The sequence below is a fragment of the Streptococcus infantis genome (assembly GCF_047465035.1).
In the GTDB taxonomy this organism is placed as follows: domain Bacteria; phylum Bacillota; class Bacilli; order Lactobacillales; family Streptococcaceae; genus Streptococcus; species Streptococcus infantis_T.
The window spans coordinates 98,217-122,567 of sequence record NZ_JASHAQ010000003.1 but is presented as its reverse complement, the minus strand read 5'-3'; the positions used below and the strand labels follow the sequence as shown (position 1 = coordinate 122,567).

General features: G+C 35.5%; 26 protein-coding genes and 5 pseudogenes. 22 read left to right on the top strand and 9 right to left on the bottom strand.

The features are described from left to right. Positions 1–243: 243 nt before the first annotated feature. Positions 244–1,380 carry a molecular chaperone DnaJ gene (gene dnaJ / locus QM406_RS02270; RefSeq protein ID WP_414273292.1) on the top strand — a complete coding sequence of 379 codons (1,137 nt, stop codon included), beginning with the start codon at positions 244–246 and terminating at the stop codon, positions 1,378–1,380. A gap of 136 nt (positions 1,381–1,516) precedes the next feature. Here the strand turns inward: dnaJ and tnpA (QM406_RS02265) are convergent, their stop codons facing one another. Then, a complete protein-coding gene (gene tnpA / locus QM406_RS02265) occupies positions 1,517–1,951 on the bottom strand; it encodes an IS200/IS605 family transposase (protein WP_075228513.1) in 435 nt (144 codons plus the stop codon). 355 nt (positions 1,952–2,306) lie between these two features. On the opposite strand from tnpA (QM406_RS02265), the gene QM406_RS02260 reads away from it, so the two are divergent. The 3 genes and pseudogenes from QM406_RS02260 to QM406_RS02250 all read left to right on the top strand — a co-directional run. Further along, a complete protein-coding gene (locus tag QM406_RS02260; RefSeq protein WP_075228532.1) occupies positions 2,307–5,012 on the top strand; it encodes an RNA-directed DNA polymerase in 2,706 nt (901 codons plus the stop codon). Positions 5,013–5,014: 2 nt separating this feature from the next. Then, on the top strand, positions 5,015–5,779 hold the full coding sequence (locus tag QM406_RS02255; protein ID WP_414273291.1) for a hypothetical protein: 765 nt from the start codon (positions 5,015–5,017) through the stop codon (positions 5,777–5,779). Between the two features lie 130 nt (positions 5,780–5,909). Then, positions 5,910–6,097, top strand: a pseudogene (locus QM406_RS02250) (bifunctional phosphoribosylaminoimidazolecarboxamide formyltransferase/IMP cyclohydrolase PurH); the annotation flags it as partial. Between the two features lie 152 nt (positions 6,098–6,249). Here QM406_RS02250 and QM406_RS02245 read toward each other — a convergent pair. The 3 genes from QM406_RS02245 to QM406_RS02235 all read right to left on the bottom strand — a co-directional run bounded on the left by QM406_RS02245 (position 6,250) and on the right by QM406_RS02235 (position 7,691). Continuing rightward, positions 6,250–6,903 (bottom strand): hypothetical protein, encoded by a 654-nt coding sequence (locus tag QM406_RS02245; protein WP_414273290.1) that lies wholly within the window; start codon positions 6,901–6,903, stop codon positions 6,250–6,252. Between the two features lie 80 nt (positions 6,904–6,983). Continuing rightward, the gene (locus tag QM406_RS02240) at positions 6,984–7,271 is read right to left on the bottom strand and encodes a hypothetical protein (protein ID WP_414273289.1); all 288 of its coding nucleotides are present in this window, start codon (positions 7,269–7,271) and stop codon (positions 6,984–6,986) included. Between the two features lie 9 nt (positions 7,272–7,280). Continuing rightward, the gene (locus tag QM406_RS02235) at positions 7,281–7,691 is read right to left on the bottom strand and encodes an HIT family protein (protein ID WP_414273288.1); all 411 of its coding nucleotides are present in this window, start codon (positions 7,689–7,691) and stop codon (positions 7,281–7,283) included. Between the two features lie 67 nt (positions 7,692–7,758). Here QM406_RS02235 and QM406_RS02230 point away from each other — a divergent pair, with 67 nt between their 5' ends. Both QM406_RS02230 and QM406_RS02225 read left to right on the top strand, forming a co-directional pair. Beyond that, positions 7,759–8,490, top strand: coding sequence for an ABC transporter ATP-binding protein (locus QM406_RS02230; RefSeq protein WP_311523530.1), 732 nt, complete (start codon positions 7,759–7,761; stop codon positions 8,488–8,490). Further along, positions 8,487–9,536: an ABC transporter permease gene (locus tag QM406_RS02225; protein WP_414273287.1), complete on the top strand. Its 1,050-nt coding sequence runs from the start codon at positions 8,487–8,489 to the stop codon at positions 9,534–9,536. Before QM406_RS02230 ends, QM406_RS02225 begins: the two co-directional genes overlap by 4 nt. Before the next feature lie 176 nt (positions 9,537–9,712). Here the strand turns inward: QM406_RS02225 and QM406_RS02220 are convergent, their stop codons facing one another. Further along, on the bottom strand, positions 9,713–10,042 hold the full coding sequence (locus QM406_RS02220; RefSeq protein ID WP_049549671.1) for a hypothetical protein: 330 nt from the start codon (positions 10,040–10,042) through the stop codon (positions 9,713–9,715). Positions 10,043–10,318: 276 nt separating this feature from the next. Here QM406_RS02220 and QM406_RS02215 point away from each other — a divergent pair, with 276 nt between their 5' ends. The 3 genes from QM406_RS02215 to QM406_RS02205 are packed head-to-tail and all read left to right on the top strand — an operon-like array spanning position 10,319 to position 12,753. Next, on the top strand, positions 10,319–10,657 hold the full coding sequence (locus QM406_RS02215; RefSeq protein ID WP_248034717.1) for a LytTR family DNA-binding domain-containing protein: 339 nt from the start codon (positions 10,319–10,321) through the stop codon (positions 10,655–10,657). 4 nt (positions 10,658–10,661) lie between these two features. Continuing rightward, positions 10,662–11,399 (top strand): response regulator transcription factor, encoded by a 738-nt coding sequence (locus tag QM406_RS02210; RefSeq protein ID WP_414273286.1) that lies wholly within the window; start codon positions 10,662–10,664, stop codon positions 11,397–11,399. Between the two features lie 13 nt (positions 11,400–11,412). Further along, a complete protein-coding gene (locus QM406_RS02205; protein WP_414273285.1) occupies positions 11,413–12,753 on the top strand; it encodes a sensor histidine kinase in 1,341 nt (446 codons plus the stop codon). A 279-nt stretch (positions 12,754–13,032) separates the two neighbouring features. Here QM406_RS02205 and blpC read toward each other — a convergent pair whose 3' ends face one another. The 3 genes from blpC to blpA are packed head-to-tail and all read right to left on the bottom strand — an operon-like array spanning position 13,033 to position 16,773. After that, positions 13,033–13,191 carry a quorum-sensing system pheromone BlpC gene (blpC, locus tag QM406_RS02200; RefSeq protein ID WP_248034714.1) on the bottom strand — a complete coding sequence of 53 codons (159 nt, stop codon included), beginning with the start codon at positions 13,189–13,191 and terminating at the stop codon, positions 13,033–13,035. 56 nt (positions 13,192–13,247) lie between these two features. After that, entirely contained in the window at positions 13,248–14,609 is a 1,362-nt protein-coding gene (locus QM406_RS02195) for a bacteriocin secretion accessory protein (RefSeq protein ID WP_414273284.1), read from the bottom strand. Positions 14,610–14,619: 10 nt separating this feature from the next. Next, entirely contained in the window at positions 14,620–16,773 is a 2,154-nt protein-coding gene (gene blpA / locus QM406_RS02190; protein ID WP_414273283.1) for a peptide cleavage/export ABC transporter BlpA, read from the bottom strand. Positions 16,774–17,054: 281 nt separating this feature from the next. On the opposite strand from blpA, the gene QM406_RS02185 reads away from it, so the two are divergent. From QM406_RS02185 to QM406_RS02135, 11 genes and pseudogenes are all read left to right on the top strand, one after another. After that, the gene (locus QM406_RS02185) at positions 17,055–17,291 is read left to right on the top strand and encodes a bacteriocin class II family protein (RefSeq protein WP_414273282.1); all 237 of its coding nucleotides are present in this window, start codon (positions 17,055–17,057) and stop codon (positions 17,289–17,291) included. Between the two features lie 24 nt (positions 17,292–17,315). Then, positions 17,316–18,005, top strand: a complete 690-nt coding sequence (locus tag QM406_RS02180) for a lysostaphin resistance A-like protein (protein WP_414273281.1) — start codon at positions 17,316–17,318, stop codon at positions 18,003–18,005. 40 nt (positions 18,006–18,045) lie between these two features. Further along, complete coding sequence (gene blpZ / locus QM406_RS02175; protein ID WP_414273280.1) at positions 18,046–18,294, top strand: immunity protein BlpZ; 249 nt, start codon at positions 18,046–18,048, stop codon at positions 18,292–18,294. A gap of 315 nt (positions 18,295–18,609) precedes the next feature. Then, positions 18,610–18,866: pseudogene (locus QM406_RS02170) on the top strand (CPBP family intramembrane glutamate endopeptidase); the annotation flags it as partial. Between the two features lie 108 nt (positions 18,867–18,974). Beyond that, positions 18,975–19,327 (top strand): annotated as a pseudogene (locus QM406_RS02165) (lysostaphin resistance A-like protein); the annotation flags it as partial. A gap of 205 nt (positions 19,328–19,532) precedes the next feature. Beyond that, positions 19,533–19,919, top strand: a pseudogene (tnpA, locus tag QM406_RS02160) (IS200/IS605 family transposase); the annotation flags it as partial. A gap of 435 nt (positions 19,920–20,354) precedes the next feature. Beyond that, positions 20,355–20,576, top strand: a complete 222-nt coding sequence (locus QM406_RS02155) for a leucocin A/sakacin P family class II bacteriocin (protein WP_248034707.1) — start codon at positions 20,355–20,357, stop codon at positions 20,574–20,576. Then, positions 20,576–20,872 (top strand): bacteriocin immunity protein, encoded by a 297-nt coding sequence (locus QM406_RS02150; protein ID WP_248034706.1) that lies wholly within the window; start codon positions 20,576–20,578, stop codon positions 20,870–20,872. Before QM406_RS02155 ends, QM406_RS02150 begins: the two co-directional genes overlap by 1 nt. Before the next feature lie 685 nt (positions 20,873–21,557). Continuing rightward, on the top strand, positions 21,558–21,797 hold the full coding sequence (locus tag QM406_RS02145; protein ID WP_315640804.1) for a ComC/BlpC family peptide pheromone/bacteriocin: 240 nt from the start codon (positions 21,558–21,560) through the stop codon (positions 21,795–21,797). Next, positions 21,794–22,114 (top strand): role in replication, encoded by a 321-nt coding sequence (locus tag QM406_RS02140; RefSeq protein ID WP_414273279.1) that lies wholly within the window; start codon positions 21,794–21,796, stop codon positions 22,112–22,114. Before QM406_RS02145 ends, QM406_RS02140 begins: the two co-directional genes overlap by 4 nt. Positions 22,115–22,142: 28 nt before the next feature. Further along, entirely contained in the window at positions 22,143–22,547 is a 405-nt protein-coding gene (locus tag QM406_RS02135) for an immunity protein (protein WP_414273278.1), read from the top strand. A 340-nt stretch (positions 22,548–22,887) separates the two neighbouring features. Here QM406_RS02135 and tnpA (QM406_RS02130) read toward each other — a convergent pair. After that, positions 22,888–23,210, bottom strand: a pseudogene (gene tnpA, locus QM406_RS02130) (IS200/IS605 family transposase); the annotation flags it as partial. Between the two features lie 328 nt (positions 23,211–23,538). On the opposite strand from tnpA (QM406_RS02130), the gene QM406_RS02125 reads away from it, so the two are divergent. Further along, a complete protein-coding gene (locus QM406_RS02125) occupies positions 23,539–23,775 on the top strand; it encodes a Blp family class II bacteriocin (protein ID WP_206284146.1) in 237 nt (78 codons plus the stop codon). A 19-nt stretch (positions 23,776–23,794) separates the two neighbouring features. Next, complete coding sequence (locus QM406_RS02120) at positions 23,795–24,199, top strand: immunity protein (RefSeq protein WP_206284145.1); 405 nt, start codon at positions 23,795–23,797, stop codon at positions 24,197–24,199. Positions 24,200–24,351 lie beyond the last annotated feature (152 nt).

Below are 24,351 nucleotides of genomic sequence, written 5' to 3'. Positions count from 1 at the left end.
AACAAAGAGTGTTCGGGGAATTGAACCCGAGTTCTAAAGTTTCTTACTCAATATGAAAGAAAGGAATTGAACCCGACCTAAATTCGTGGTTTGATTCACAACATCAATAGAAAGGAACAAAGAGCGTTCGGGGAATTGAACTCGAGCGGAAAGCTTGGAAATTAGATAAACCGCCTAAGAAATCAGGATTTCTTGTCGGTTTCCTAAATTTCAGTCGCTTTCTGTTCGCTCTTAGTATCTTGTATGAACAATACTGAATTTTATGACCGTTTGGGCGTTTCGAAAAATGCATCTCAAGATGAGATCAAGAAAGCCTATCGGAAATTATCTAAAAAATATCACCCAGATATCAACAAGGATCCTGGTGCTGAGGACAAGTACAAGGAAGTTCAAGAAGCTTATGAAACTTTGAGCGATGAACAGAAACGTGCTGCCTATGACCAATATGGTGCTGCTGGTGCCAATGGTGGTTTTGGTGGTGCTGGCGGTTTCGGAGGCTTCGACGGAGCAGGTGGCTTTGGCGGATTTGAAGATATCTTCTCAAGCTTCTTTGGTGGTGGCGGTGCATCACGTAATCCAAACGCCCCTCGTCAAGGTGACGACCTCCAGTATCGCGTTCATTTGACTTTTGAAGAAGCTATTTTTGGTACAGAAAAGGAAGTCAAATACAATCGTGAAGCAAGCTGTCGTACTTGTAATGGGTCTGGTGCTAAACCTGGAACAAGTCCAGTTACTTGTGGACGCTGTCATGGTTCAGGTGTGATCAATGTGGACACCCAAACACCACTCGGTATGATGCGTCGCCAAGTAACCTGTGATGTCTGTCATGGCCGTGGTCAAGAAATCAAAGATCCATGTGCAACTTGTCATGGAACTGGTCATGAAAAACAAGCCCATAGCGTACACGTAAAAATCCCTGCTGGTGTGGAAACAGGTCAACAAATCCGCCTAGCTGGTCAAGGTGAAGCTGGCTTTAATGGTGGTCCTTATGGTGACTTGTACGTGGTAGTTTCAGTTGAAGCTAGTGATAAGTTTGAACGTGAAGGAACTACTATCTTCTACAATTTGAACCTCAATTTTGTTCAAGCAGCACTTGGTGATACAGTAGACATCCCTACAGTTCATGGTGATGTAGAATTAGTCATTCCAGAAGGAACTCAGACTGGTAAACGATTCCGCCTACGTGGTAAAGGTGCGCCTAGCCTTCGTGGAGGTGCCCTTGGTGACCAATACGTTACTGTCAATGTTGTTACCCCAACAGGTTTGAATGACCGCCAAAAAGCAGCCTTGAAAGAATTCGCAGCTGCAGGTGATTTGAAAGTAAATCCAAAGAAAAAAGGCTTCTTTGACCATATTAAGGATGCCTTTGAAGGAGAATGAATCATAACCACCCGTGAAAACGGGTGGCTTGTACACCGGCTATAAGCCGTTTCTCTTCAGCGACGTCTAAAGACGCTCGCTGAACTTCGTTCAGGTCGTGCTATATTACTTGACTAATGCCCGTCACAACGGGCTTTTACCTTATTCTAAATCCACCATCAGAAAACGGATCTTCATATTCTTTTACACTCAGCTTATCGAGTGCAATGTCATTCTTTTCCTGCTCGCGAATATATTTAGCTACGGTCTTTTCGTTTAGTCCAACGGTACTTACATAGTATTCTCTAGCCCAGAACTTTCGATTTCCATACTTATATTTTAAATGAGCGTGCTTATCAAATATCATCAATGCACTTTTACTCTTGAGATACCCCATAAAATCGGAAATCGAAAGTTTGGGAGGTATCAGTACAAGCAGGTGTACATGGTCTGGCATCATATGACCTTCGATAATCTCCACGCCACGACAACGGCATAGATGTTTAATAATATCTATCAAATCCGACCTGACTTTGTAATATATCGCCTTACGGCGATACTTAGGTGTGCAAACTATATGATATTTGCACATTCATTTGGTATGTGATAAACTGTAACTGGTTTTAGCCATTTATTTTTCCTCCTTTATCTAACCTGAACAATTAGATTATACTTGAAAAAATAAATGGAAGCTAGAAGCCTTTTCAGCCACCAGCATAGCTGGTGGTTTTCTTGTTTTTCTCTATGAGAAAAACTGGCTTGAAACCATAAAAAGAAAAGCCCTTAGAAACTTGAGTTCTAAGGACTTTGTCTTAAATTTGAAACATCCAAGAAATTGGATGTTTTTTGTTGCAAGTATTATATTTAAGTTTTAAATGCAAAAAAAATTTGATATACTAAGATTATGGAGAGTGAAGAGGTATAATCAATTGATAGATAAAAACAATATGGATATTAATGATGTTAATGAAAAAATTGTAGCTACAAAAATTTTAAATGAGTTAAAATACAACAAGAGAATGTTTTACAATTGGTCAGCTTGGTTTAGTGGAGATAAAGAGGAAAATCTTCTAGATATGCTTGTTTCAAGAATTTCTTCTATTAAGAAGGAGTTAATAAGTCAGACAATTGAGCCTTGCTTAGACGAAATTAAAGCAGTTTCAATGTATAAAAAAGTTAGAGAAGAATCTGAAAATCAATCTCACAATGTTGTTACTTTTTCTTCATCTAAAAAAATATCAGGAAAGATCGAATTTAATTATTTTATTCAGATAAGTTTACAAGATTTTATTGTGAGTGCAATTTGGTTAGAAACTGTTGCTAGATTAATTGATAGTAGGCTTAAAGATGATGTATATGCTAATAGACTTTCTCAATCTCAAAGTAGTTTTTTTAACCCATATTTCGATGCTTATTCTGAATTCAGAGATTCGAATTTTAATAAGATGCGTCAATGGATAGAAGAAAAAGAAACAGGCATATATGTACAAACAGATTTGTCAAGATGTTATTACAATGTAAATGTCGAAAAGTTAAAAAAAGAATTAGTAGAAGAATTAGGACAAAATTATACAAAGAATTTTGAATTTATTACAGAGTATATTTTTAAGATTATAGAAAAGTATAATGAGTTAGAAGGAATAAGAGATTTTTTAAAAGATTCAAAAGTAGATAATAATTTAGTTTCTGAAACAGTTTTGCCAATTGGATTTTTACCCAGCAACATTTTAATCAATTTTTATCTATTAGATTTAGACAATAAAATAAAGCAAACGTTTTATCCAGTAAACTATAGTCGATATGTAGATGATATTGTTTTTTTGGTAAAAACAGATGTTTCTGAAAAATATAAACCAGGAGACTTGCCTGAAATAGATAATATAAAAGCAAAAATCACACAAATAAGAGATTCACTTAAATTAAATGAGAAGAAGTCCGTCAAACTTAGTGAAGATAAAACATTATTTTTTATTGTTAATAAACGGAACGATATCAATTATTTGAATAAATTCGCGAAAGAAACTCAACAACTTTCCAGTGATAGTTATAGATTAATAGACCCTAATGAATATGATAAAGAATTTGAAAATGCCTATAACTTAACGCAAGGACTTACGAAAATTTCAGACTTATTTACAATAGTCAGAGATAAAAAGTATATTAGTCGGACTATTTCTACGGTATTCAACTATATTTTTTGGAATCTTAAAGAGGACATTGATGAAGAGAATGTAAACTTGGCAAAGAAGTTTCTTAAATACTTTTACTCATTTGTTGATGATGAATTTTTTTTGAATTTATTTGATTATTGGTATCAGTTAATTATAATTGAATTAGTTTCAAATAAAATTCTATTGTGTGAAGAATTGGCAAAAAAATCTAGTATTAAATTGGATAAATTAGAATTTATGAAAAGGCTCCAGTCTCTAGAAGAAAATGTAGAGCCAAAAAGTAAGTTGTTTAAGATTTTTCTATCAAATTTCAAGAATAATCTTGAACATACTTTTAAAGCTCGATATGGTACTTCGTTATATCAAATACAAGAGTACTTTCGATATCCAAGATATAAATTAAGAAATATAGTTGAAAAGGACAGTCTATTTTATTTTGAGAAGCAATTAAGAAAATTGGCTGAATTTAGTTGCTCTAGATCATTAGTTGTTTCAAATGTTGACAAAAATTTTTTGGATGTAGTAAAAAAGAATTTTCGAAATAATTATCATAATGAAAAAGGTATTATTGTTTTTGATGGTAATGACGGAATAAAAATTGGGGATTATAACTATAAGAAAAAGATTGTGCTATCTCAGAGTAATTTTGAAACATATAGTCAGAGACTAAAATATTTTGAAGATTATTCAAAAAATAAATCCAATATAAAAGACATTATACTTACGCTAAATGAAGCAGATAGGAATAAAACAGATGTTTTATTGTATCCTGAACAAGGTATACCATTGCAAGAAATATATTCACTTGTCAGGTTTGCTAGAAAAACAAAAATATTAGTAATTGGTGGCTTGGATTTTATCTATCTAGAGAACGAGAATAAAGTATTAAATTTAACATTTATTATTAGACCCTTTAAAGTGTTGAAAGGAGAGAAAGAATATAAAGATACGGAGATTATTTTACTACCAAAATTATACCCTTCACCTATTGAATATGAAATATTTCAGGGAAGTAGGTTCAGTCGTAACAAAAATTGGGAAATTTATATTCCTGACTCATCCGATTGGGAAAATCAGCATATAGTAAAATTCAAGGATAGTACCCATGCGGTATTAAATTGTTATGAAGCAGCTTCTTTAGATTTGAAGTATGAAATATCAAAAGAAGAACCAGAGGTAGTACATTTAATTACTAATAATAAGGATATTAAGTATTATAAACAGATAGCAGAAAGTTTATCACGTGATTTGATGGCTGTGTCAACTATAACCAATTATTCACAGCTAGGGGGGGTTGAAGTGTTTAGCCCGTATAAGGAAGAATATAGAAGGCAGATTTCAATCCATAAGGGTGCCAAAAATACTCATGTTGATATTTGTGAGGTTGATTTAGATGCAATAAAATATAAACGATTACATAATCAAGATAACACTATGAAGCAGAATCCTCCAAAATACTATTATAGAAATTTAGGAAAATAAAAATGAATTTGAAAAAAAAGAAAGAAAGACAAGATATCATCCAACATATATTGAAGTGGCTCTTCCCCTGGGCATCAATATTTAGTTTTTTACAGTTTTTGCAACTTATTATTCCAAAATGTTATTTTCTACAATTTGAGTTGGCCATTGTTATGTTTTCATTGTTGGGAGCTTGGTTTTGGAATAAATACGTATTAGATAAAATACTAGAAAAATATTTATATCGTTATGTTAGTAAAGATTCAAAATTAATTTTAAATATATATTATGGGGATATATTTGATGAAGATTTCAATAAATTTATAAAAGTAATACCTATGGATAGAAATTTAGATTGTGATCAGGCTGATATACGAATAAAATCAGTTCAGTTTCAATTTAGAGATAACAATTGTATAGATAATCAAAGACTGAATGAACTAAAAGAATCAGAGGAAAGAATTATCGCTTGCGATAATTACTTTCTATTGAGGATAGCAGAGTATACAAATACCAATAATATTGAATTAAATACGTATACAGATTACTTTTCGATGATATATGAACTTTGTCAATTTATAGATGATAATGCACATGGGAAGGCAGTTGTTTGCTCTGTTATAGGAGGGAATATTCAATTTAAAGAAGGAAGTTTAAATTCTATGCAACGACTCCAGTTACTGAAACTTGCATTTGAATCATATAGTTTTCAACATGAAGTTGATATTCATATTGTTATAAAAAAAGACGAAGAGCGAATTGATAAGTATGATTTAACTATTTTATAACCATAAGTACATATTATAACAAGCGGTTAATGCTTTGAATGATGGAAAATTTTTACGATTATTTTCTTTCGTAGCTCATATTATTTAGTTTTGATTTAAATAATATTAATAAAAAAGAAGAACTTTTAATTTTGCTTGGAAGGCTGTCAAATACGTGAAATCAAATGATATCATCATGACGAATGACTACATAACACCCAGTGTTGGACTGGGTCGAACCAGCCAGGTGGATCTGTCCGTGATGAGGAGTCTATTATCGCAGATGATAAGCATGGCTTGACTATGATTTTCACCGGTCTACGGCATTTTAGGCTTTAAGAAATAGAAAAAATCTTCGGGTCAGCCGAGGATTTCAGACCGAAGACAAACATTCCAAATGGTGTTTGTCTTCAATCTGAAAAGAGCCGAATGGCTCTTTTTGTGTTATCTTTGAAAATTTAGCGTCGAAAAATCATTTTCCAGTTAGCCTATTATTTATACTTTTGCTTGAGTAAGCCAGCCTCATCCATTTCCAGGATGAGTTGCTTAAATTCCGCTTCTTTTCCAGGTTTAATGGTGACGGTATCAATGTGCTTAATTGCCGAATTATCCTGAATATCCACCAAGGTCAAAGCTTTTTCATAGAATGCGATCCCCTTTTTCATGCTTTCTGGATCATTCAAAGTTAGAATTGTGTAAGAAGAATGTGATTTCTTTCCGTTTTCTCGGAAATACTTCTCGCCTTCCTCCTCTAAAAATTGGGATAAACCATGATTGAATAAGTTGTCCTCTACTGAATGGTAGGAGATATCTCCTGTGTTTAGGACATAGACTTTGAGTCGGTTTTTAGTGAGGTTTGGACTTTCTTTTAGGACTGGGTGGCTATTGACAACATCATCAGAGAATGTCACATAAAAATCTAAACCTCCACCCTCGAATTGATAGCTTCCATTTGATTCTACTTTCTCAGGAGGCAGGTCAAGGGAGATAAAGATTTGTTTTAAGGCTTTATTTCCTTCTCGGATGTCACTCGGTGAGGCCTTGAAAAGATTGACCAGTATTAGAAATGCTAGGGCTGCAAGAAGGCAGAGGCCACCACAAATAATCAGGATGATCCGCGTCAAAACTTTCAAAAACTGTTTCATTTTCATGCCCTCCCTTGTCTATTAAGATCTGATAACCCAAAATGGATTGAAAGGGGAACTAAGGAAAATTGGAGTTTCCCTTAATTTTCTTCAGTTTCCTGCAATTCTTTTAGTACAGCAAGTCTCGTTTGGACGTCTTTTTCCAAGACTTTAAACTTATAGGTCAAATCTTTTTGATATTCCTTGATGAGTTCTTTTTGTTGGTCGATAATTTGCAGGCTATCTTGGATGATATCCAAGTCATCCTTAATGGTTTCAACACGATCAGTTGTATCTAGAACCTCTTCAGTGATAGCTTGGCGGTTCTTAACGAGGAGGTATGAACCGACTGCAGAGCCTGCAAAAAGTAGTAAGTTTGATAGTTTCATAGTGACTCCTTAAGCATTTTTGATCGTTTCAGCGACTTGGGCAAGTTTGTCAAAGTCTGGTTCATGGGCGATAAAGTCAATCTTGAGGTCGTCATCTGCACTATAGCGAGGGACAAGGTGGACATGGGTATGGAAAACGGTTTGTCCAGCAACTTCTTCGCAGTTGGCGATGATATTCATACCTTCAGCTTTGGTAGCTTTCATGACTTTTTGAGCAACCTTTGGTACTTGGGCGAACAGTTGGCTAGCACTTGCAGCATCCATTTCTAAAAGATTGCGGTAGTGTTCTTTTGGTACGACCAAGGTGTGACCAGGTGTTACTTGTGAGATATCAAGGAAGGCAAGAACTTGATCATCTTCGTAAACCTTTGATGCGGGAATCTCCCCAGCGATAATTTTACAAAAAATGCAATCTGACATAAAATCTACCTCTACTGTATTGAATTTTGATATAATATAGCTACATTATACCAGATTTGGAGAAAATATGTTAGAAATTAAAAACCTGACTGGGGGCTATGTTCATGTCCCTGTCTTGAAAGATGTGTCCTTTACAGTCGAGAGTGGACAGCTGGTCGGTTTGATTGGTCTCAATGGTGCAGGAAAATCAACGACTATCAATGAAATTATTGGACTTTTGACACCTTATAGTGGAGAAATAAACATCGACGGACTAGCCTTAGGTGCAAATCCTCGTGAATATCGTCAGCAGATTGGTTACATTCCTGAAACTCCTAGTTTGTACGAAGAATTAACTCTCAGAGAACATATCGAGACAGTAGCCATGGCCTATGGTATCGAGCAAAATATTGCTTTTGAACGTGTAGAGCCGCTTTTAAAAATGTTCCGTTTAGACCAGAAATTGGATTGGTTCCCGGTTCATTTTTCCAAAGGGATGAAACAAAAGGTTATGATTATCTGCGCCTTTGTCGTGGATCCTAGTCTCTTTATCGTCGATGAACCTTTCCTTGGTCTTGATCCCCTGGCAATTTCAGACTTGATTCAGCTTTTGGATCTTGAAAAGAAAAAAGGCAAGTCCATCCTCATGAGTACCCACGTTCTTGACTCTGCTGAAAAAATGTGTGATTCTTTTGTCATTCTCCACAAAGGTCAAGTCAGAGCTAAAGGGGATCTTGAAGAGCTGAGACAAGCTTTTGCCATGCCAGAAGCAAGTCTCAATGATATCTATTTGGCTTTGACCAAAGAGGAGGACCGATGAAAGACTTGTTTCTAAAGCGAAAGCAGGCTTTTCGTAAAGAGTGTGTCGGTTATCTTCGCTATGTGCTCAATGACCACTTTGTCTTGTTTTTACTGGTCTTAGTAGGTTTTCTAGCCTATCAGTATAGTCAGCTGCTCCAGCATTTTCCTGAAAATCACTTACCAATCCTAGGTTTAATTGGGATTGTCTCTGTTTTACTCTTACTTTGGGGAGGGATAGCGACTTATGTTGAAGCGCCTGATAAGCTCTTTCTCTTAGTAGCTGAAGAAGAAGTGAGAGAACACATCCAGAAGCAAAGTCTAGTTTCCTTCATCTTTTGGGTTAGTGTACAGACTCTCTTTTTGCTTCTTTTTGTCCCTCTATTTTTAGCCATGGGCTTAGGCTTAGGAGTTTTTGGTGTTTATGTTCTTCTTTTGGGAGTCGGGAAATATTTCCTGTTTCAGAAAAAGGCTGGCAAGTTTTTTAGTGCAAATCATCTGGACTGGGACTATGTGATTGCCCAAGAAAGTAAACGCAAGCAGTTCTTGCTTCGCTTCTTTGCCCTCTTTACCCAAGTCAAGGGAATTTCAAACAGCGTAAAGCGACGAGCTTATCTAGACTTTATCCTTAAAGTTGTTCAAAAGGTGCCGAGCAAGATTTGGCAAAACCTCTATCTTCGTTCTTATCTGCGAAATGGAGACCTCTTTGCCCTCAGTCTTCGTCTCCTCTTCCTATCCTTGCTGGCGTTGATCTTTATCGAGCAAGCTTGGATAGCGACAGCAGTAGTAGTTTTATTTAACTATCTCTTGCTCTTTCAGTTATTGGCCCTCTATCATGCTTTTGACTACCAATATTTGACCCAACTTTTCCCGCTAGACAAGGGGCAAAAGGAAAAAGGGTTACAGGCGGTTGTCCGAGGATTGACTGGTTTTGTTTTATTGGTTCAACTGGTAGTTGGTTTGATTACCCTCCAAGAAAAATTAGCCCTTCTAGCCCTCCTTGGAGCTGGACTGGTCTTGCAAATCTTGTATCTCCCATATCAGGTGAAACGTCAGATGCAGGACTAATACTCTTCGAAAATCTCTTCAAACCACGTCAGCTTTATCTGCAACCTCAAAGCGGTGCTTTGATCAACCTGCGGCTAGCTTCCTAGTTTGCTCTTTGATTTTCATTGAGTATAACATTGCTTATATGATACTAAAAAAGAAGTTGAGTTCAATCTGTCTCAGCTTCTTTTTAGTTACTACAAGATAAGGGTTGGCCCGTAGAGACTCAACTTGGTTTTGACTTGGTCAAAGTGGAAGCGGTCATAGGCTCTCCAAGCGGCACGGGTAGGGGCATCTGGATTGAGAGCACTGAGGCCCATGAGAAGACTGGAAGTTTGGTAAAATTTTTCCAGCTCAATCAAGAATCGATTATCCACTGTCTCAGCTTTAGAGAGAAAGCAGAGGATATTGTCCAGTTGCTCCTGGAAACGGACATCGTCAGTTGTTGCCTGTTTGCAGACTTGGTAGGCTTTGTTTAACTCAGTTATCAGTGTCTGAGCTCTTTTGATTGGGTCTGTTTCTGTCATGAGAATTCCTCCTTTGTGATGGTTTTAAAGTTGTTTTAAGCCTTTGTCTTTCTAATCATAGCCTATCACTTTTTACTCTTTTTTTATCTACAAATCTTTAATTGTCATTGAAATTTCCTGAATGGTAATAGCGGGATTTTATGATAAAATAGTTGTAAGGTTATCATGGTTATTTAGTAAAAAATTCAACACTTTAGGAATTTTTGAGGACCGTTTAGGATTTGGTGAAAATTAGTTGCTAGACTTATGATATCCTCTCTACAGGAGGTTTTATCCATGAACTATATCATCATCCAAAAAGAGAAAGAAATTTTTAAATTAAACATAAAGGATATCTACTATATCCAAACGCATCCAAGTAAAGCCCATACCGTGCAGATTTTTACTAAAGAAGCTAGCTTTGATCTGTTTCAAAATTTAAGCAAGCTTGAGAAACAATATGGGGAAACCTTAACGAGATGTCATCGGAATTGTCTGGTCAACCTTGAACGAGTAAAATCCATGGAACTCCAATCAAAGACTCTTTTTCTTGGAGAAGAAGGTCGATATGCTGTTCAGTATTCCAGACGTCGTTATAGAGAAATTCGCCAAAAATGGTTGAAAGAAGGAGAGTAAGAAGATGAGAATTTTTGTTTTAGAAGATGATTTTTCCCAACAAGCAAGAATTGAAACGACGATTGAAAAACTTTTGAAAAAACAGAGTATCATTCCCAGTTCTTTTGAAGTTTTTGGCAAGCCAAACCAACTGCTGGCAGAGGTGCATGAGAAGGGGGCGCATCAGCTTTTCTTTTTGGACATTGAGATTCGAAACGAAGAGATGAAGGGTCTGGAAGTGGCTAGAAAGATTCGGGATCGGGATCCTTATGCCCTGATTGTCTTTGTGACGACTCACTCAGAGTTTATGCCCCTGTCTTTTCGCTACCAAGTTTCAGCTTTGGACTACATTGATAAGGCCTTGTCGGCAGAGGAGTTTGAATCTCGTATCGAGACAGCCCTCCTCTATGCCAATAGTCAAGATAGTAAAAGTCTGGCGGACGATTGCTTTTACTTTAAATCAAAATTTGCTCAATTCCAGTATCCTTTTAAAGAGGTTTACTATCTCGAAACATCCCCAAGACCCCATCGTGTTATCCTCTATACCAAGACAGACAGGTTGGAATTTACGGCGAGTTTAGAGGAGGTTCTCAAGCAGGAGCCACGTCTCTTGCAGTGCTATCGCTCCTTCCTCATCAATCCAACCAATGTAGTTCGTTTGGATAAGAAAGAAAAACTCCTTTTCTTTCCCAATGGTGGAAGCTGTCTGATCGCGCGTTATAAGGTCAGGGAAGTGTCTGAGGTTATCAATAACTTACACTGAGTGAGGTGATGGAATGGAATTAGTTTGGAAGATAGTATATGCGTTTTTGATACCTGGATTGGAATTGTTTATATTTTTTAAGGTGGATGGAATTGTTCTAACTCTGGAGAGAGTTTTTAAGGCCTTTCTTTTTAAGATACTTTTGGCAGTTGTTTTTGTAATGATTAGCTATATAGTAGGAAATAATTACCTATCTTATTTTGTGGAACCCTTGTACGGCATCGGTTTATCTTTCTTGTTTTTAAGAGGGCTTCCTAAAAAACTCCTTCTCTTTTATGGTCTCTTTCCAATGATATTGGTGAATCTCTTTTATAGAGGAGTCTCCTATTTTGTGCTTCCATTTTTGGAGCAAGGGCAGGTGTATGATGACCACTCTTTTATTTGGTTATTTATAAAAATTTTTATTTGCTTTATTTCTCTAGCTTTTTTGAAATGGTTAGACTATGATTTCACTAGCTTGAGAAGGGAGATTCTAGATAAAGATTTTCAAAAGTCCCTGACTAAGATTAACTGGATAATGGGAGCTTACTATTTGGTGATGCAAAGTCTGTCTTATTTTGAATATGTACAAGGTGTTCAATCAACGACTATTCGCCATCTGATTCTGGTGTTTTACTTGCTCTTTTTTATGGGGGTTGTCAAGAGATTGGACACCTACTTGAAGGAAAAACTTCAGGGAAAACTGAACCAAGAGCAGGACTTGCGCTACAAAGATATGGAGCGGTATAGTCTGCATATAGAGGAGCTTTACAAGGAAGTACGGAGCTTTCGTCATGATTATACCAATCTCTTGACTAGCTTACGTCTGGGCATTGAAGAGGAGGATATGGGACAGGTAAAAGAGGTCTACGACTCGGTCTTAAAGGACTCCGTTCAGAAATTGCGGGACAATAAATATGAACTGGGCAGATTGGTGAATATTCGTGACCGTGCCCTCAAAAGTCTTCTAGCTGGAAAATTTATAAAAGCAAGAGAAAGGGATATTGTCTTTAATGTCGAAGTTCCTGAGGAGATTCAAGTTGAGGGGATGAGCCTGCTTGATTTTTTAACCATCGTATCTATCCTTTGTGACAATGCCATTGAAGCCAGTGCAGAGGCTAGTCATCCTCAAGTTTCAATTGCCTTTTTTAAAAATGGAGCACAGGAGACCTTTATCATTGAAAACTCCATCAAAGAAGAGGGTATCGATATTTCTGAGATTTTCTCCTTTGGAGCAAGTTCTAAAGGGGAGGAGAGAGGAGTTGGTCTCTATACCGTCATGAAAATTGTGGAAAGCCATCCTAATACTAGTCTAAATACCACCTGCAAAAATCAAGTCTTTCGTCAGGTTTTGACAATGTTATCAATTGAATGATAACAAATAATAGAATGACTAAATAATAGAATAAATATAACAAAATTCTATAATATAAGTGTTTTGAAAGATTAATTATGAATTTTTATAATTTTTAAGTTTTTTCTACCATTTGTTAAGTCAATAAGGGAATTATGAAGAAACGAGACTAGACAGTAGCTATCCTGAGGTTACTGTCTTATTTTTTTACAACAAAATAGGCTTCATAATATCTATAGGAGATTTACCCACTACAAATATTATAGAGCCAAGTTTTTTATCCAATACCACCTTGTATGATTACATTTGTTGATGATTTCCATACCTATTGGCTTGGTTTGATGAATCAGATGTTAATATACTTAATATTGAATCGAACCACCATCCTCCACCTGTAATTTGGTTGAGTTCAGTAGTTGTTAGTTCTTGGAATGAAGTTAGGTTTTGATTCTTATCCATGTTATGATTCTCCTGTTTTATAAGATAATAAATAGTTATAGAGTGTTATCTGAAAATTAATCAGAATGTGTTAGAATTTTATCTTTGAAATAATCAAAATATGTTTTCTTTGCAGTTACACTAGTGACTCGACCTTGTAGGCCGTATTGGATGAGTTTACTGTCCTCATTAGATAGTTTTGCAAGAGCGGTTAATTTAAAGAGATTGCCTTGCTCTGTTCTGGTAGGAGTTTGATCAATGCTCTGAAGTTGGCCGATGATGGTAATGCCGTGATTTCCAATCTTCTCCAGTTTTAATCTTACAGTTTGTCCTTTATCTAGTAGAGGTAGATAGTTAGAAGATACGTAGTAAGTGATTAGTACTTCTCTTGTATCTGTGATGACAGGGAATATTTGAGCAATTTCTGTACCAGTTGGAATTCTATTTTTACCTTCAAATTCGCTGTTCAGATGAACGATACCTTTACTTGGAGCGGTTAAGGTATTATTTTCCAAGCGCTGTGTCGCTTGATCTAGTTGTACTTTTAATTCTGTTAATTGATTTTCCACGGTTAGTTGTTGCTGAGAAGCTGTTTGTAAAAACTGAGTGCGGAGTACATCAATTTTGGTTTCTAAACTATTGTCATAAGTTGCTACACTTCCAATCCCAGCTTGCTGAATTTTGAGGCTTGCGATAGATGATTCAAGACCTGCAATACTTTGATTAATTTGAGATAAAAATGGCTCATCTGCCGTTCCTTGTGTTTGTCCTTGAGAGGCTACAAGATAACGATTCAAAATTGACTGATGTGGATTGCCAGTTGGTAAGCGAGCCCTTTTATTTACGATAGCATCTCTCAGCTCCTGGTATTCGCCAATTTGTTGTTGAACTTTTGTGATTTCTTGTTCAATAGCTGATGAACTGCTATTGGCAAGATTAGCTTGATTTGAAACTTCAGTGTTAGTCTTTGAGATACCTAGTTCAATATCATGAGCTTGTTTAGTAAAATTCATAAAGGTATTATGGTAGCCAAACTCATCCTCACCAGAAAAAAGATCGGTATTTTTTTCTAAGCTTTGTTTCAAAATTCCAAGTCCTTCTTTTTGCTTCTCAAGTCTTTGTAATTGAGTTTCTAAGGCAGTTTTCTGGCTCTCTTCCATTGTTTCAGAGTATTTGATGAGTAAATCACCTTTCTCAACTACTTGATTTGCCACTAAATGATTAGCTAGGATAGGATTATCACTGGTCGACTGAATGGATGCAATGACGCTTGTAGGGGTGATTTCCCCTTGGGAAGTAACAGTAATTTCTTTTGTGGCAACAAGGGAGAAAATCACGATGAAAGTAAACAGTAATGAAAGAGGTATGATTAATACTGTCGCATAATTATGGTAACGTCTCTGATAAAACTCGACGCTTCTAAAAAGATTAGGATTCATAACATTCTCCTTATTTGTTGAATAGATGATGGTAGAAGCCCTGCGCCTTCATTAACTCTTGATGACTACCAACTTCAATGATTTTACCCTGGTCAAGAACAATGACACTATTAGTTCGCTCGGCTATACTGAGACGATGGGCTACAAAGAGAATGGTTTTATCAGTTAGGGACATAAGATTATCTATAACTTTTTTCTCAGTCAAGACATCAAGACCGCTAGTAGCTTCATCTAGTATTAAAACGGGAGATTTAGTTAAAAGAGCACGAGCGAGAGCGATTCGTTGCTTTTGTCCTCCTGATAGACCAGCTCCATCAGAGAGCTGAGTTTGATAGCCCATAGGCATTCTTTCAATGTCTTGACGGATTTCAGCTAATTCACAAGCTCTTAGAATATCTTCTTGGCTAATCATATTATTACCGCCCAAAGTTAAGTTTTCCAAGATAGATCCATTAAAGATATAGGCTTGTTGAGGTAGGTAATTAATATGACGGCGCAAGACTTTTTTATCAATGTTTTTAATATCCTGATGATTGATGGAAATATGTCCTTTGTAGGGTTCAAAGAAATTGACAATCATTTTGGCTAGAGTTGTTTTACCAGAACCACTAACTCCAACCAGGCTGACCTTATCTCCTTGTTTAATCGTGAGATTAATATCTGTTAAGGTATCTCGTCCAAAACCATACTTATAAGAAAGGTCATCAAATTCAATATCGCCCATCAAAAAATGTGAATGGACAGGGTTTTCTTGAACTTGAAATTCAGATTCGACTAGATAGACTTCGTTCAAACGGTTATTAGCGACCTTCGCAGATTGGAGTTTGGTTTGGAGGTTGATAATATTTTCCATAGGAGTTGTAAAGTAAGAAAGAAGTGTGTTAAAGGTAATCAGCTGACCGATAGAAATTTTACTCGACATGACTAATTGAGCGCCAAACCATAGGATAAGGATATTCAGAACTAATTTTGTTCCTTGTTTTAAATTAGTTTGTAAAATAGAATATTTACTGAGTTTAAAGGATTTTTCTAAATAATCTACAAATTCACTGTCTATATTTTGATAGCGATTTTCTTCACTTGTGAGTGACTTGATGGTTTCAATCCCATTGATATCTTCGATAATGGCAGAACTAACCATAGAATTACTTTGCATGACATCGTGGTTCATTTTTTCAAAAGGTTTCATAAAAGAAAAGATGATGAATATGTATATAGGAATGGAAAGAAGAGAAAGAAGGAAGAGATTAGGGTTTTGTGCCAGTAAAACACCCCCTACAATAATCAGAATGGAAACATCAAGAAAAAGAGAGAGAATGGTAGAAGCCAAGGCATCTATAATAGAGTTAGCATCTGTGAACCGTGAAATGATTTCTCCTGTACGACGTGTCGCAAAAAAAGACATAGGAAGTTCGAAAATATGGCGAATATAGGATAAAATCACATCAATGCTTAATCTCTGACTCAGAACAGTTAGGAGATAATCACGGGAGAAACTCATGACTTGCTGGAGGATATAGGTGATAACCAGACCAACTGAGATAATTCCTAAAGTTGATCTCATCTGATTTGGGATGTATTCATCCAAGATTCCTTGGAGATAATAAGAACCACCTATATTGATAATAGTGACCAATAAGCTTGAGAGAACAATGTAAGCAATGAGAGATTTTTGTTTGAAAATCAGAGGAAGGAAGCTTAGTAGACCATTCTTTTTATCTTTATGGGGTTGATAGCTAGGTTTGGGAGCTAGAAAAATAGCTACTCCAGTCCATTCAGAGAAAAAGCGTTCTTTTGACATTTTGGTGATTTTTACAGAAGGGTCAGGATCACCAATAATCAGATAGTCTTTCTTTGTTTGATAGACAACATAGTAATGTTGGAGTTTTCCTTCTTTGTTAACGTGAACGATAAATGGATAGGGGACATCACTCATGTCAAAGAGCGTTTTATCTGCTTGAACAGGTCTTGTTTCAAAGCCCATTTCATCAGCGGCTTTTACAATGCCAAGAGCAGTCGTTCCTTCTTTATTGGTCTTTGCAAGTTCTCTCAAGTGAGCTAGAGAAAAATCTGAACCATAGAATTTAGCAATCGAGGCTAAGGCAGCAACACCGCAGTCTCTAGCATCTATTTGAGGAACAAATGTACGTTTATAAGAAGTCATTGGCAATTCCTTTCATATAATAGATAGGTATATTATGCCATAAAAATAAGTTCATATTTTATAAAATCTTGAATAGTCATTGAAACTTCCTGAATGGTGAAAAAGTGATTAGAAACTATCTTTCTTTAAAAATTTAGAGGTGGATTGAAATAAAAAAGCTAATTCAAGATGTTTCGATGACAATTCAAGATTTGGATGAAAAATTTTAAAAAACAATGATATACTAAACTTGTCAAAGTTGCAACAGAACAAAGATTAAAAATAAAATGGAGGTATTCATCATGGATACAAAAATGATGGAACAATTTGAGATTATGGATACTGATATGCTTACTTGTGTTGAAGGTGGAGAAATAAATGATTATATTGGACATTATGACCCTAGTAACACTTTACCTAATCCTTATCCGTTTCCATTGAAAAATATGGGTCCATTCCCTGTTAGTGGTTATTGCCCACGTGGTTATCATGATATTGGGTACATAGGGGCAGGATTTCATTTATGTAAAATGGGATAGAAAAGCTATTAAAGGAGAATTCCTGTGAAAAAACCCCCTATTCTTTTCAAAACGAGTGCAGTCCTTTCCTATTTATTTTTGTTTTTCGGGTTGTCTTGGACAACACAATTTTGGAGAAATTATTGGGAGTTCTCCTCTTGGGTAGGAAATCTTATCTGGATTCGAAACATCATCAGCCTTCTCTTTATCGGTTTGATGATTTGGATTTTGGTCAGGTCGGGTCATGCTTATCTCTTTCGTATCCCTAGGAAAAAGTGGTTGAGTTATTCTGTTTTGACGATGTTAGCAGCTGTCGTTCTTATAAGCTTTAACTATCTGACAGCTAAACACGTTCAGGGGACAAACGAAGGTTGGAATTTATTTATTGCCTTTAGTGAGACCAATTTTGCGGAGTTCGGTGTTTACCTAACCTTAATCGTACTAGGACCTCTGATGGAAGAATTGGTCTGTAGGGGACTGCTTCAACATGCCTTCTTTAAAAATTCAAGATGGGGACTGGATATTCTATTTCCGTCGATTTTGTTCGCCTTACCTCATTTTTCAAGTTTTCCTAGTCTGCTAGACCTTCTGGTTTATACAGCAGTTGGATGTATATTTGCTGGTTTGACACGGTATACCAAGACTATCTATCCTTCTTACACGATTCATATTATCAATAATATCATCGCAAACTTACCATTTATCATGACTTTTTTGCATAGGGTCTTGGGGTAAAAAAACAAAGGCTTATTTTTCAGCTATAGAGGAGGTCATCATGTATAAACACTTATTTTTCCTAGATTCAAAAACCTTAGATTGGTTGACGCCCTATATTCTAGACTTGGCTTCTGACACCATTGCCTTTAATGTTTTTGTGCTAACCTTTGTATCTGTGGTGGTCTTTTATTTCCTGAATCTTATGCTAGCATTAATGGCTATATTCTTAGGTGCTGGCTATGTGGTCGGATTTTTGTTACTTAAATGTTTTGTTTTAGAGAGATTTGAGATAAAGGATGACTTGTAGGAAGGCTTACTTAGTGTTTAAGTGGTCATCTTTATGATCGTTTTTAATAAAGATTATACCTTATTTTTTTGATTTTTAATATATTGACATCAAACACATGTCCTTATATTCATTCCTAATTCCTAAAAATTGAATCACTGTTTTCCTTAGGTGTATCTGGGGAAGGCAGTGATTTTTTGATACAAGGGAATAGATATTCATGTTTCCTCATTTCCTTTATTTTAACTATTCAGGAAATCTCAAGAATTTTGCGTAGTGATTCAGGGAAATATGGTTTATATTAGAGATGTTTCTAGTTTACAAAAGAGAATTCATATGAAGAAGTATCAGCTTCTTTTCAAAATAAGTGTAGCCTTCTCTTATCTCTTTTTCGTATTTGGACTTTCTCAGTTGACGTTTATCATCCAAAATCATTGGCAATTTTCTTCTCATGTAGGAAATTTCTTCTGGATTCGCAATATATTGAGTTTGCTATTTAGTGGGGTCATGATTTGGATTCTGGTCAAGACAGGCCATGGTTATATCTTTCGAATTCCGAGAAAAAATGGCTCAGGTATTCGATTTTGACAATATTATAGTAGATTGAAATAAGATATGAACAAAGAGATTAGGAAAGTCAAATTAATTTCTAGAAACGTTTTAGAATCCTTAGTGTACTATTCTAGGTTCAATCTATTGTAGTGGTAGTTCTCTATATCTCTTTTAATGTTTAGACAGCTAAACATGTTCAGTCAACTGCTGAAGGTTGGGCCGTATTGATGGGATATATAGAGGATTACTTCCACACGCCTTCTTTAAATATTCGAGATTTGGTCTTGATTTGCTTCTTTCGTCCATTTTATTTGCTCTTCCTCATTTTTCAAGCCTGCCTAGTCTGTTAGATATCTTCGTCTTTGCAACATTTGGCATCATCTTTGCTGGTTTTACCCGCTATACAAAGAGCATTTATCTATCCTATGCTGTGCATGTGATTAATAATATTGTAGCGACATTACCATTTTTGCTGACTTTTTTACACAGGGTATTTGGGTAAAAATAATTATCGATTTTAAGAAGTGAATAATGGAATTTAATATTATTCACTTCTTATTATGTGACTTTCAGTCCGTCTCGCTCCGTTAGGTGCGAGACAAATAAACCACCCGCTATGCGGGTGCGCGTCGAAGGTTATACCAAAAAACTCCAAACGCGATACAATAAAGGTGTTCAAGCCAATTGTAAAGCGAAAGGAGAAAAATATGGCACAAAAGGCACATAGTTTATCACACACAAAGTGGATGTGTAAATATCACATTGTGTTCACCCCTAAGTATAGACGAAAAATCATTTATAATCAATATCGAAGTAGTTTGGGAGAAATATTCCACCGATTATGTAGTTATAAAGGTGTTGAGATTATCGAAGGACACTTAATGCCTGATCATGTACATATGTTAGTAAGTATTCCACCAAGGATAAGTGTTTCAAGTTTCATGGGTTATTTAAAAGGCAAAAGTGCACTCATGATGTTTGACAAACACGCTAATCTCAAGTACAAGTTTGGGAATCGTCATTTTTGGGCGGAAGGTTATTATGTGAGTACGGTTGGACTCAATGAAGCCACAATTAAGAAATATATTCAAGATTAAAGAAATTATCCAGTGGATGATTTCTTCACGAGTATGAAAATTTGAGAACGAGTAAAACATGATATAGCACTAGATAAATTAAGTGTGAAAGAATATGAGAATCCCTTTAGGGATACCTTTAGGGATAGTAGTAGGTAATACTCACGCCTCTTTAAGAGGCAAGTGACGAGTCAAGAGCAATAAGGCTTGAACAACGTGAAAGCCAGCGTCTTTAGGCGCGGGCTAGTTATCTGGGCTTATAGCCCTGGTACAAACCACCCGTTTGACGGGTGGTCATGATTAGTTGATTGGGAAGATGGTGCTCTTTGAGTAATTCAAGACGTTTCGATGACAATTCAAGATTTGGATGAAAAAATTTAATAAACAGTGATATACTAAACTTGTCAAAGTTGCAACAGGACAAAAATTAAAAATAAACAAGGAGTATTTACCATGAATACAAAAACGATGGAACAATTTGAGATTATGGATACTGAGATGCTTGCGAGTAAAGTAGGAGGAAAAACAATATATTACGGTAATGGTTTATATTGTGATAACTCTAAAGGTTGCTGGGTAAACTGGCCTGAAGCTATAAATAAAATTCTTACTAATTCTATTGTTAATGGATTTTCAGGTGGGAATGCAGGTTGGAATTCGGGTGGACCTCTATAATGAGAGGGTTAAAGTGGTTTTCTGGTGGGATTGAAAGACGCCGTGAAGCTATCATCATATTAGAAGAACTTATTCAAAATATAAAATGTGATTCTCAACTCCTCCCTTTGAAAGATATATTGATTTCTTACGAATGTGAATTAAAGAAAGGAAGTATATCGATTCCTTATACCCTTAGTCGAATGAACATTGAAATTTCAAATGTATTAATTGAAAATGCGCTACATTTATCTGAAATTCAGTCTAATCAGATAAAAAAATTAAGAGAATTATCTAATATTAGATATGGATACTAGGATATAGTATAGGTGATATGTTAATTATAGTTTATGTATTTCTAATATTTTTATTGTAACTCTGAATTTGAGTGAGAAAATTAAAACAGTGTTGTACTAAATTTATCATGGTTGCAACAGGAAAAAAATTAAAAATAAACAAGGAGTATTTATCATGAATACAAAAATGATGGAACAATTTGAGATTATGGATACTGAATAACTCGAATTTGTAAGATTATGATTCTTAAATATAGTATTATTATCGCTATTAATTTACTGTCTTATTTGCTTACTTACAAAATATCAAAGCTATCTAAGAATGATGAGAATAAGATAGTTAGCAAAATTTTGATTATATTATCAATAGTTTATATAATTGTTGATGTTTTGCTTAGTTGATGGATTTGTAGGAAATAAAAAAACTTAACTACAAACGATTAATTTACTAATATTTTTTCTGCAAGATAATAAATAATATAGTAAAACTTTTTATTGCAAGGAGAGCAGTGAAAATTAAGATATTTTAGATACTCAGGATTATTGAAATCTTAGACTTAAAAATAAGTACTGCTACTTTTAAGAAGATAGTAGACGTCTATACTTTGTTAAGAAAATCAAAAATATATTATTAAAAATAATTCTATTTGTTTATTGAATTTAAGACTTTGGTAAAAAATTGAAAATAAAAAAAGAAGTATTCATCATGAATACAAAAATGATGTTACAATTAGAGGTCATGGATACTGAAATGCTTGCGAAAGTTGAAGGAGGTTTCGGAGATATGCTTTCTGGTTTATTGGGTGGACTAGCACCGTCTCCAACTTTGGATCAATTAAATGGTAAGTGGCCTATTAGACATCCTTCGAAACCATGTAGTCCTTATGGTATAGGGGGAACTCCAAACTCATGTAATGGTATTTTAAAAAAAGGATTGAAGCTATGAAGGCAAAACATGGGAATCAGATTGTTGATGTTTGGGAAATTGGTCAAGCAACTCCTAAACCAAGTTGGGTAGAGGAAGCTTTTCAAAAAAATTATATGGTTTGGTTGGATAATCATGTGCGCATTCTAATGGCAGGTCTCAACACTTCTCTCGCAACGAATATCAAGTTTGGTCTAGTTGGAACAGTTGGAGGAGGATTCGCTGGTTATGGAATGTATGTTCTTGGTTATCCAGGTGATTATATAGATATCACCAATCATAGAGTTGTTTCTGCTAAAACATTTCACAAAAGTTATCAAATTTTAGAAAATGATTAGATGTCATTTAATTGTAATGGAGAAAGCAATGAAAAAAATATTTTTTAAAAAACGGACCATCTTCCTTGCGAGATTGTTCCTAGGTCAGTTGCCTTTACTTGTCTCTACTTATCTATTTCTATCTCGTCAGTTTTTAAATTTTTCCTTAGTCCTCCAATTTCTCTTAGTGGTTATCAACTTGGCTTCTATTTTGGTCACTGTTTACCTCACTAGGGAAATGAGGATAAGAGAGTTTGAAGATGATGATTTGGTTAGTCCTAGAACCAATCAACTTATGTTTATCGGCTTGACAGGTTTTATGTCTATTATTTGTTTGTATAGAGGGATCACAGCAGGAGAATTCTATCAACAACTAATTGCCTACATTGGTGCTATTCTCTGCTTGATTATCATGCTTCTGCTCATGTGGGGCTTGAAGTATTATAAAAAGTAGAGCTTAATCATAACCACCCGTTAAACGGGTGGTTTGTACCAGGGCTATAAGCCCAAATTACCAGCCAGCGCCTAAAGACGCTGGCTTTCACGTTGTTCAAGCCCTATTGCTCCTGACTCGTCACTTGCCTCTTAAAGAGGCTTAGGTATTACTTACCACTATCCCTAAAGGGATCCTCATATTCTTTTACACTCAATTTATCTAGTGCTATATCATGCTTTACTCGTTCTCAAATTTTCATACTCGTGAAGAAATCATTCACTGGATAATTTCTTTAATCTTGAATATATTTCTTAATTGTGGCTTCATTGAGTCCAACCGTACTCACATAATAACCTTCCGCCCAAAAATGACGATTCCCAAACTTGTACTTGAGATTAGCGTATTTGTCATACATCATGAGTGCACTTTTATCTTTTAATACCCCATGAAACTTGAAACACTTATACTCGGTGGATTACTGACTAACATATGTACATGGTCTGGCATTAAGTGACCCTCGATAATCTCAACACCTTTATAATTACATAATCTATGGAATATTTCTCCCAAACTACTTCGATATTGATTATAGATCACTTTTCGTCTATACTTAGGGGTGAACACAATGTGATACTTACAGTGCCACTTTGTGTGTGATAAACTATGAGACTTTTGTACCATGGTTTTCTCCTTTCGCTTTACAATTGGCTTGAACACCTTTATTGTATCGCATTTGGAGTTTTTGGGGTATAACCTTCGACGCGCACCTACATAGCGGGTGTTTTTTTGTCTCGCTCCGTGAGGTGCGAGACAGACTGAAAGTCACATAATGAAGTATAAAGGGGTAAGTGTTTTCGAAATACTTACCCTTTTATAATGAAGTTTTTGCAATTCAAGATGTTTCGATGACAATTCAAGATTCGGGTGAAAAATTAAAAAAAACAATGTTATACTAAACTTGTCAAAGTTGCAACAAGACAAAAATTAAAAATAAAAAGGAGTATTTGTCATGAATACAAAAATGATGTCACAATTTGAGATTATGGATGCTGATATGCTTGCTTGCGTTGAAGGTGGAGATATTGATTGGGGAAGAACAATTAGCTGTGCAGCGGGGGTTGCATACGGTGCGATGGAAGGCTACGCTACAACTTATGGCTCAACATTTCTACTTGGGCCATACGCTATAGGAACAGGTGCAATTGGTGCTGTACTAGGTGGAATTGGCGGTGCGCTTACCTGTTAGCATGGGAAAGGAGATAGTAATGAAAAAAATATTTGCAACAAAACGCAATGTTTTCTTAGTGAGGTTGTTGTTCGGACAGATACCTTTGGTTGTTTCTACTTATCTATTTCTATCTCGTCAGTTTTTAAATTTTTCCGTAGTTTTCCAATTTCTTTTAGTAGTTATTAACTTGGCTTCTATTTTGGCTACTGTTTACCTCACTAGGGAAATGAGGATAAGAGAGTTTGAAGATGATGATTTGGTTAGTCCTAGAACCAATCAACTCATGTTCATCGGCTTGACAGGCTTTATGTCTATTATTTGTCTGTATAGAGGTATCACAGCAGCAGAAGCCTACCAACAAATAATCGCCTATATTGGTGTGGTTCTATGCTTGATTATCATGCTTTTGCTCATTTGGGGGTTGAAGTATTATAAAAAGTAGAGGTTAATAAAGTATAAAAGGGTAAGTGTTTTCAAAATGCTTACCTTTTTTAATGAAGTTTTTGCAATTCAAGATGTTTTGATGACCATTTAAGATTTAGATGAATTTGTAATCTTAAATAAGGTAAGATAAATATATCAAATGTAAAGGAG

Coding starts and splice junctions, on each gene's coding strand:
- dnaJ (WP_414273292.1), top strand. CDS start 244: ATGAACAATACTGAATTTTATGACCGTTTGGGCGTTTCGAAAAATGCA.
- tnpA (WP_075228513.1), bottom strand. CDS start 1,951: ATGTGCAAATATCATATAGTTTGCACACCTAAGTATCGCCGTAAGGCG.
- QM406_RS02260 (WP_075228532.1), top strand. CDS start 2,307: ATGGATATTAATGATGTTAATGAAAAAATTGTAGCTACAAAAATTTTA.
- QM406_RS02255 (WP_414273291.1), top strand. CDS start 5,015: ATGAATTTGAAAAAAAAGAAAGAAAGACAAGATATCATCCAACATATA.
- QM406_RS02245 (WP_414273290.1), bottom strand. CDS start 6,903: ATGAAACAGTTTTTGAAAGTTTTGACGCGGATCATCCTGATTATTTGT.
- QM406_RS02240 (WP_414273289.1), bottom strand. CDS start 7,271: ATGAAACTATCAAACTTACTACTTTTTGCAGGCTCTGCAGTCGGTTCA.
- QM406_RS02235 (WP_414273288.1), bottom strand. CDS start 7,691: ATGTCAGATTGCATTTTTTGTAAAATTATCGCTGGGGAGATTCCCGCA.
- QM406_RS02230 (WP_311523530.1), top strand. CDS start 7,759: ATGTTAGAAATTAAAAACCTGACTGGGGGCTATGTTCATGTCCCTGTC.
- QM406_RS02225 (WP_414273287.1), top strand. CDS start 8,487: ATGAAAGACTTGTTTCTAAAGCGAAAGCAGGCTTTTCGTAAAGAGTGT.
- QM406_RS02220 (WP_049549671.1), bottom strand. CDS start 10,042: ATGACAGAAACAGACCCAATCAAAAGAGCTCAGACACTGATAACTGAG.
- QM406_RS02215 (WP_248034717.1), top strand. CDS start 10,319: ATGAACTATATCATCATCCAAAAAGAGAAAGAAATTTTTAAATTAAAC.
- QM406_RS02210 (WP_414273286.1), top strand. CDS start 10,662: ATGAGAATTTTTGTTTTAGAAGATGATTTTTCCCAACAAGCAAGAATT.
- QM406_RS02205 (WP_414273285.1), top strand. CDS start 11,413: ATGGAATTAGTTTGGAAGATAGTATATGCGTTTTTGATACCTGGATTG.
- blpC (WP_248034714.1), bottom strand. CDS start 13,191: ATGGATAAGAATCAAAACCTAACTTCATTCCAAGAACTAACAACTACT.
- QM406_RS02195 (WP_414273284.1), bottom strand. CDS start 14,609: ATGAATCCTAATCTTTTTAGAAGCGTCGAGTTTTATCAGAGACGTTAC.
- blpA (WP_414273283.1), bottom strand. CDS start 16,773: ATGACTTCTTATAAACGTACATTTGTTCCTCAAATAGATGCTAGAGAC.
- QM406_RS02185 (WP_414273282.1), top strand. CDS start 17,055: ATGGATACAAAAATGATGGAACAATTTGAGATTATGGATACTGATATG.
- blpZ (WP_414273280.1), top strand. CDS start 18,046: ATGTATAAACACTTATTTTTCCTAGATTCAAAAACCTTAGATTGGTTG.
- QM406_RS02155 (WP_248034707.1), top strand. CDS start 20,355: ATGAATACAAAAACGATGGAACAATTTGAGATTATGGATACTGAGATG.
- QM406_RS02150 (WP_248034706.1), top strand. CDS start 20,576: ATGAGAGGGTTAAAGTGGTTTTCTGGTGGGATTGAAAGACGCCGTGAA.
- QM406_RS02145 (WP_315640804.1), top strand. CDS start 21,558: ATGAATACAAAAATGATGTTACAATTAGAGGTCATGGATACTGAAATG.
- QM406_RS02140 (WP_414273279.1), top strand. CDS start 21,794: ATGAAGGCAAAACATGGGAATCAGATTGTTGATGTTTGGGAAATTGGT.
- QM406_RS02135 (WP_414273278.1), top strand. CDS start 22,143: ATGAAAAAAATATTTTTTAAAAAACGGACCATCTTCCTTGCGAGATTG.
- QM406_RS02125 (WP_206284146.1), top strand. CDS start 23,539: ATGAATACAAAAATGATGTCACAATTTGAGATTATGGATGCTGATATG.
- QM406_RS02120 (WP_206284145.1), top strand. CDS start 23,795: ATGAAAAAAATATTTGCAACAAAACGCAATGTTTTCTTAGTGAGGTTG.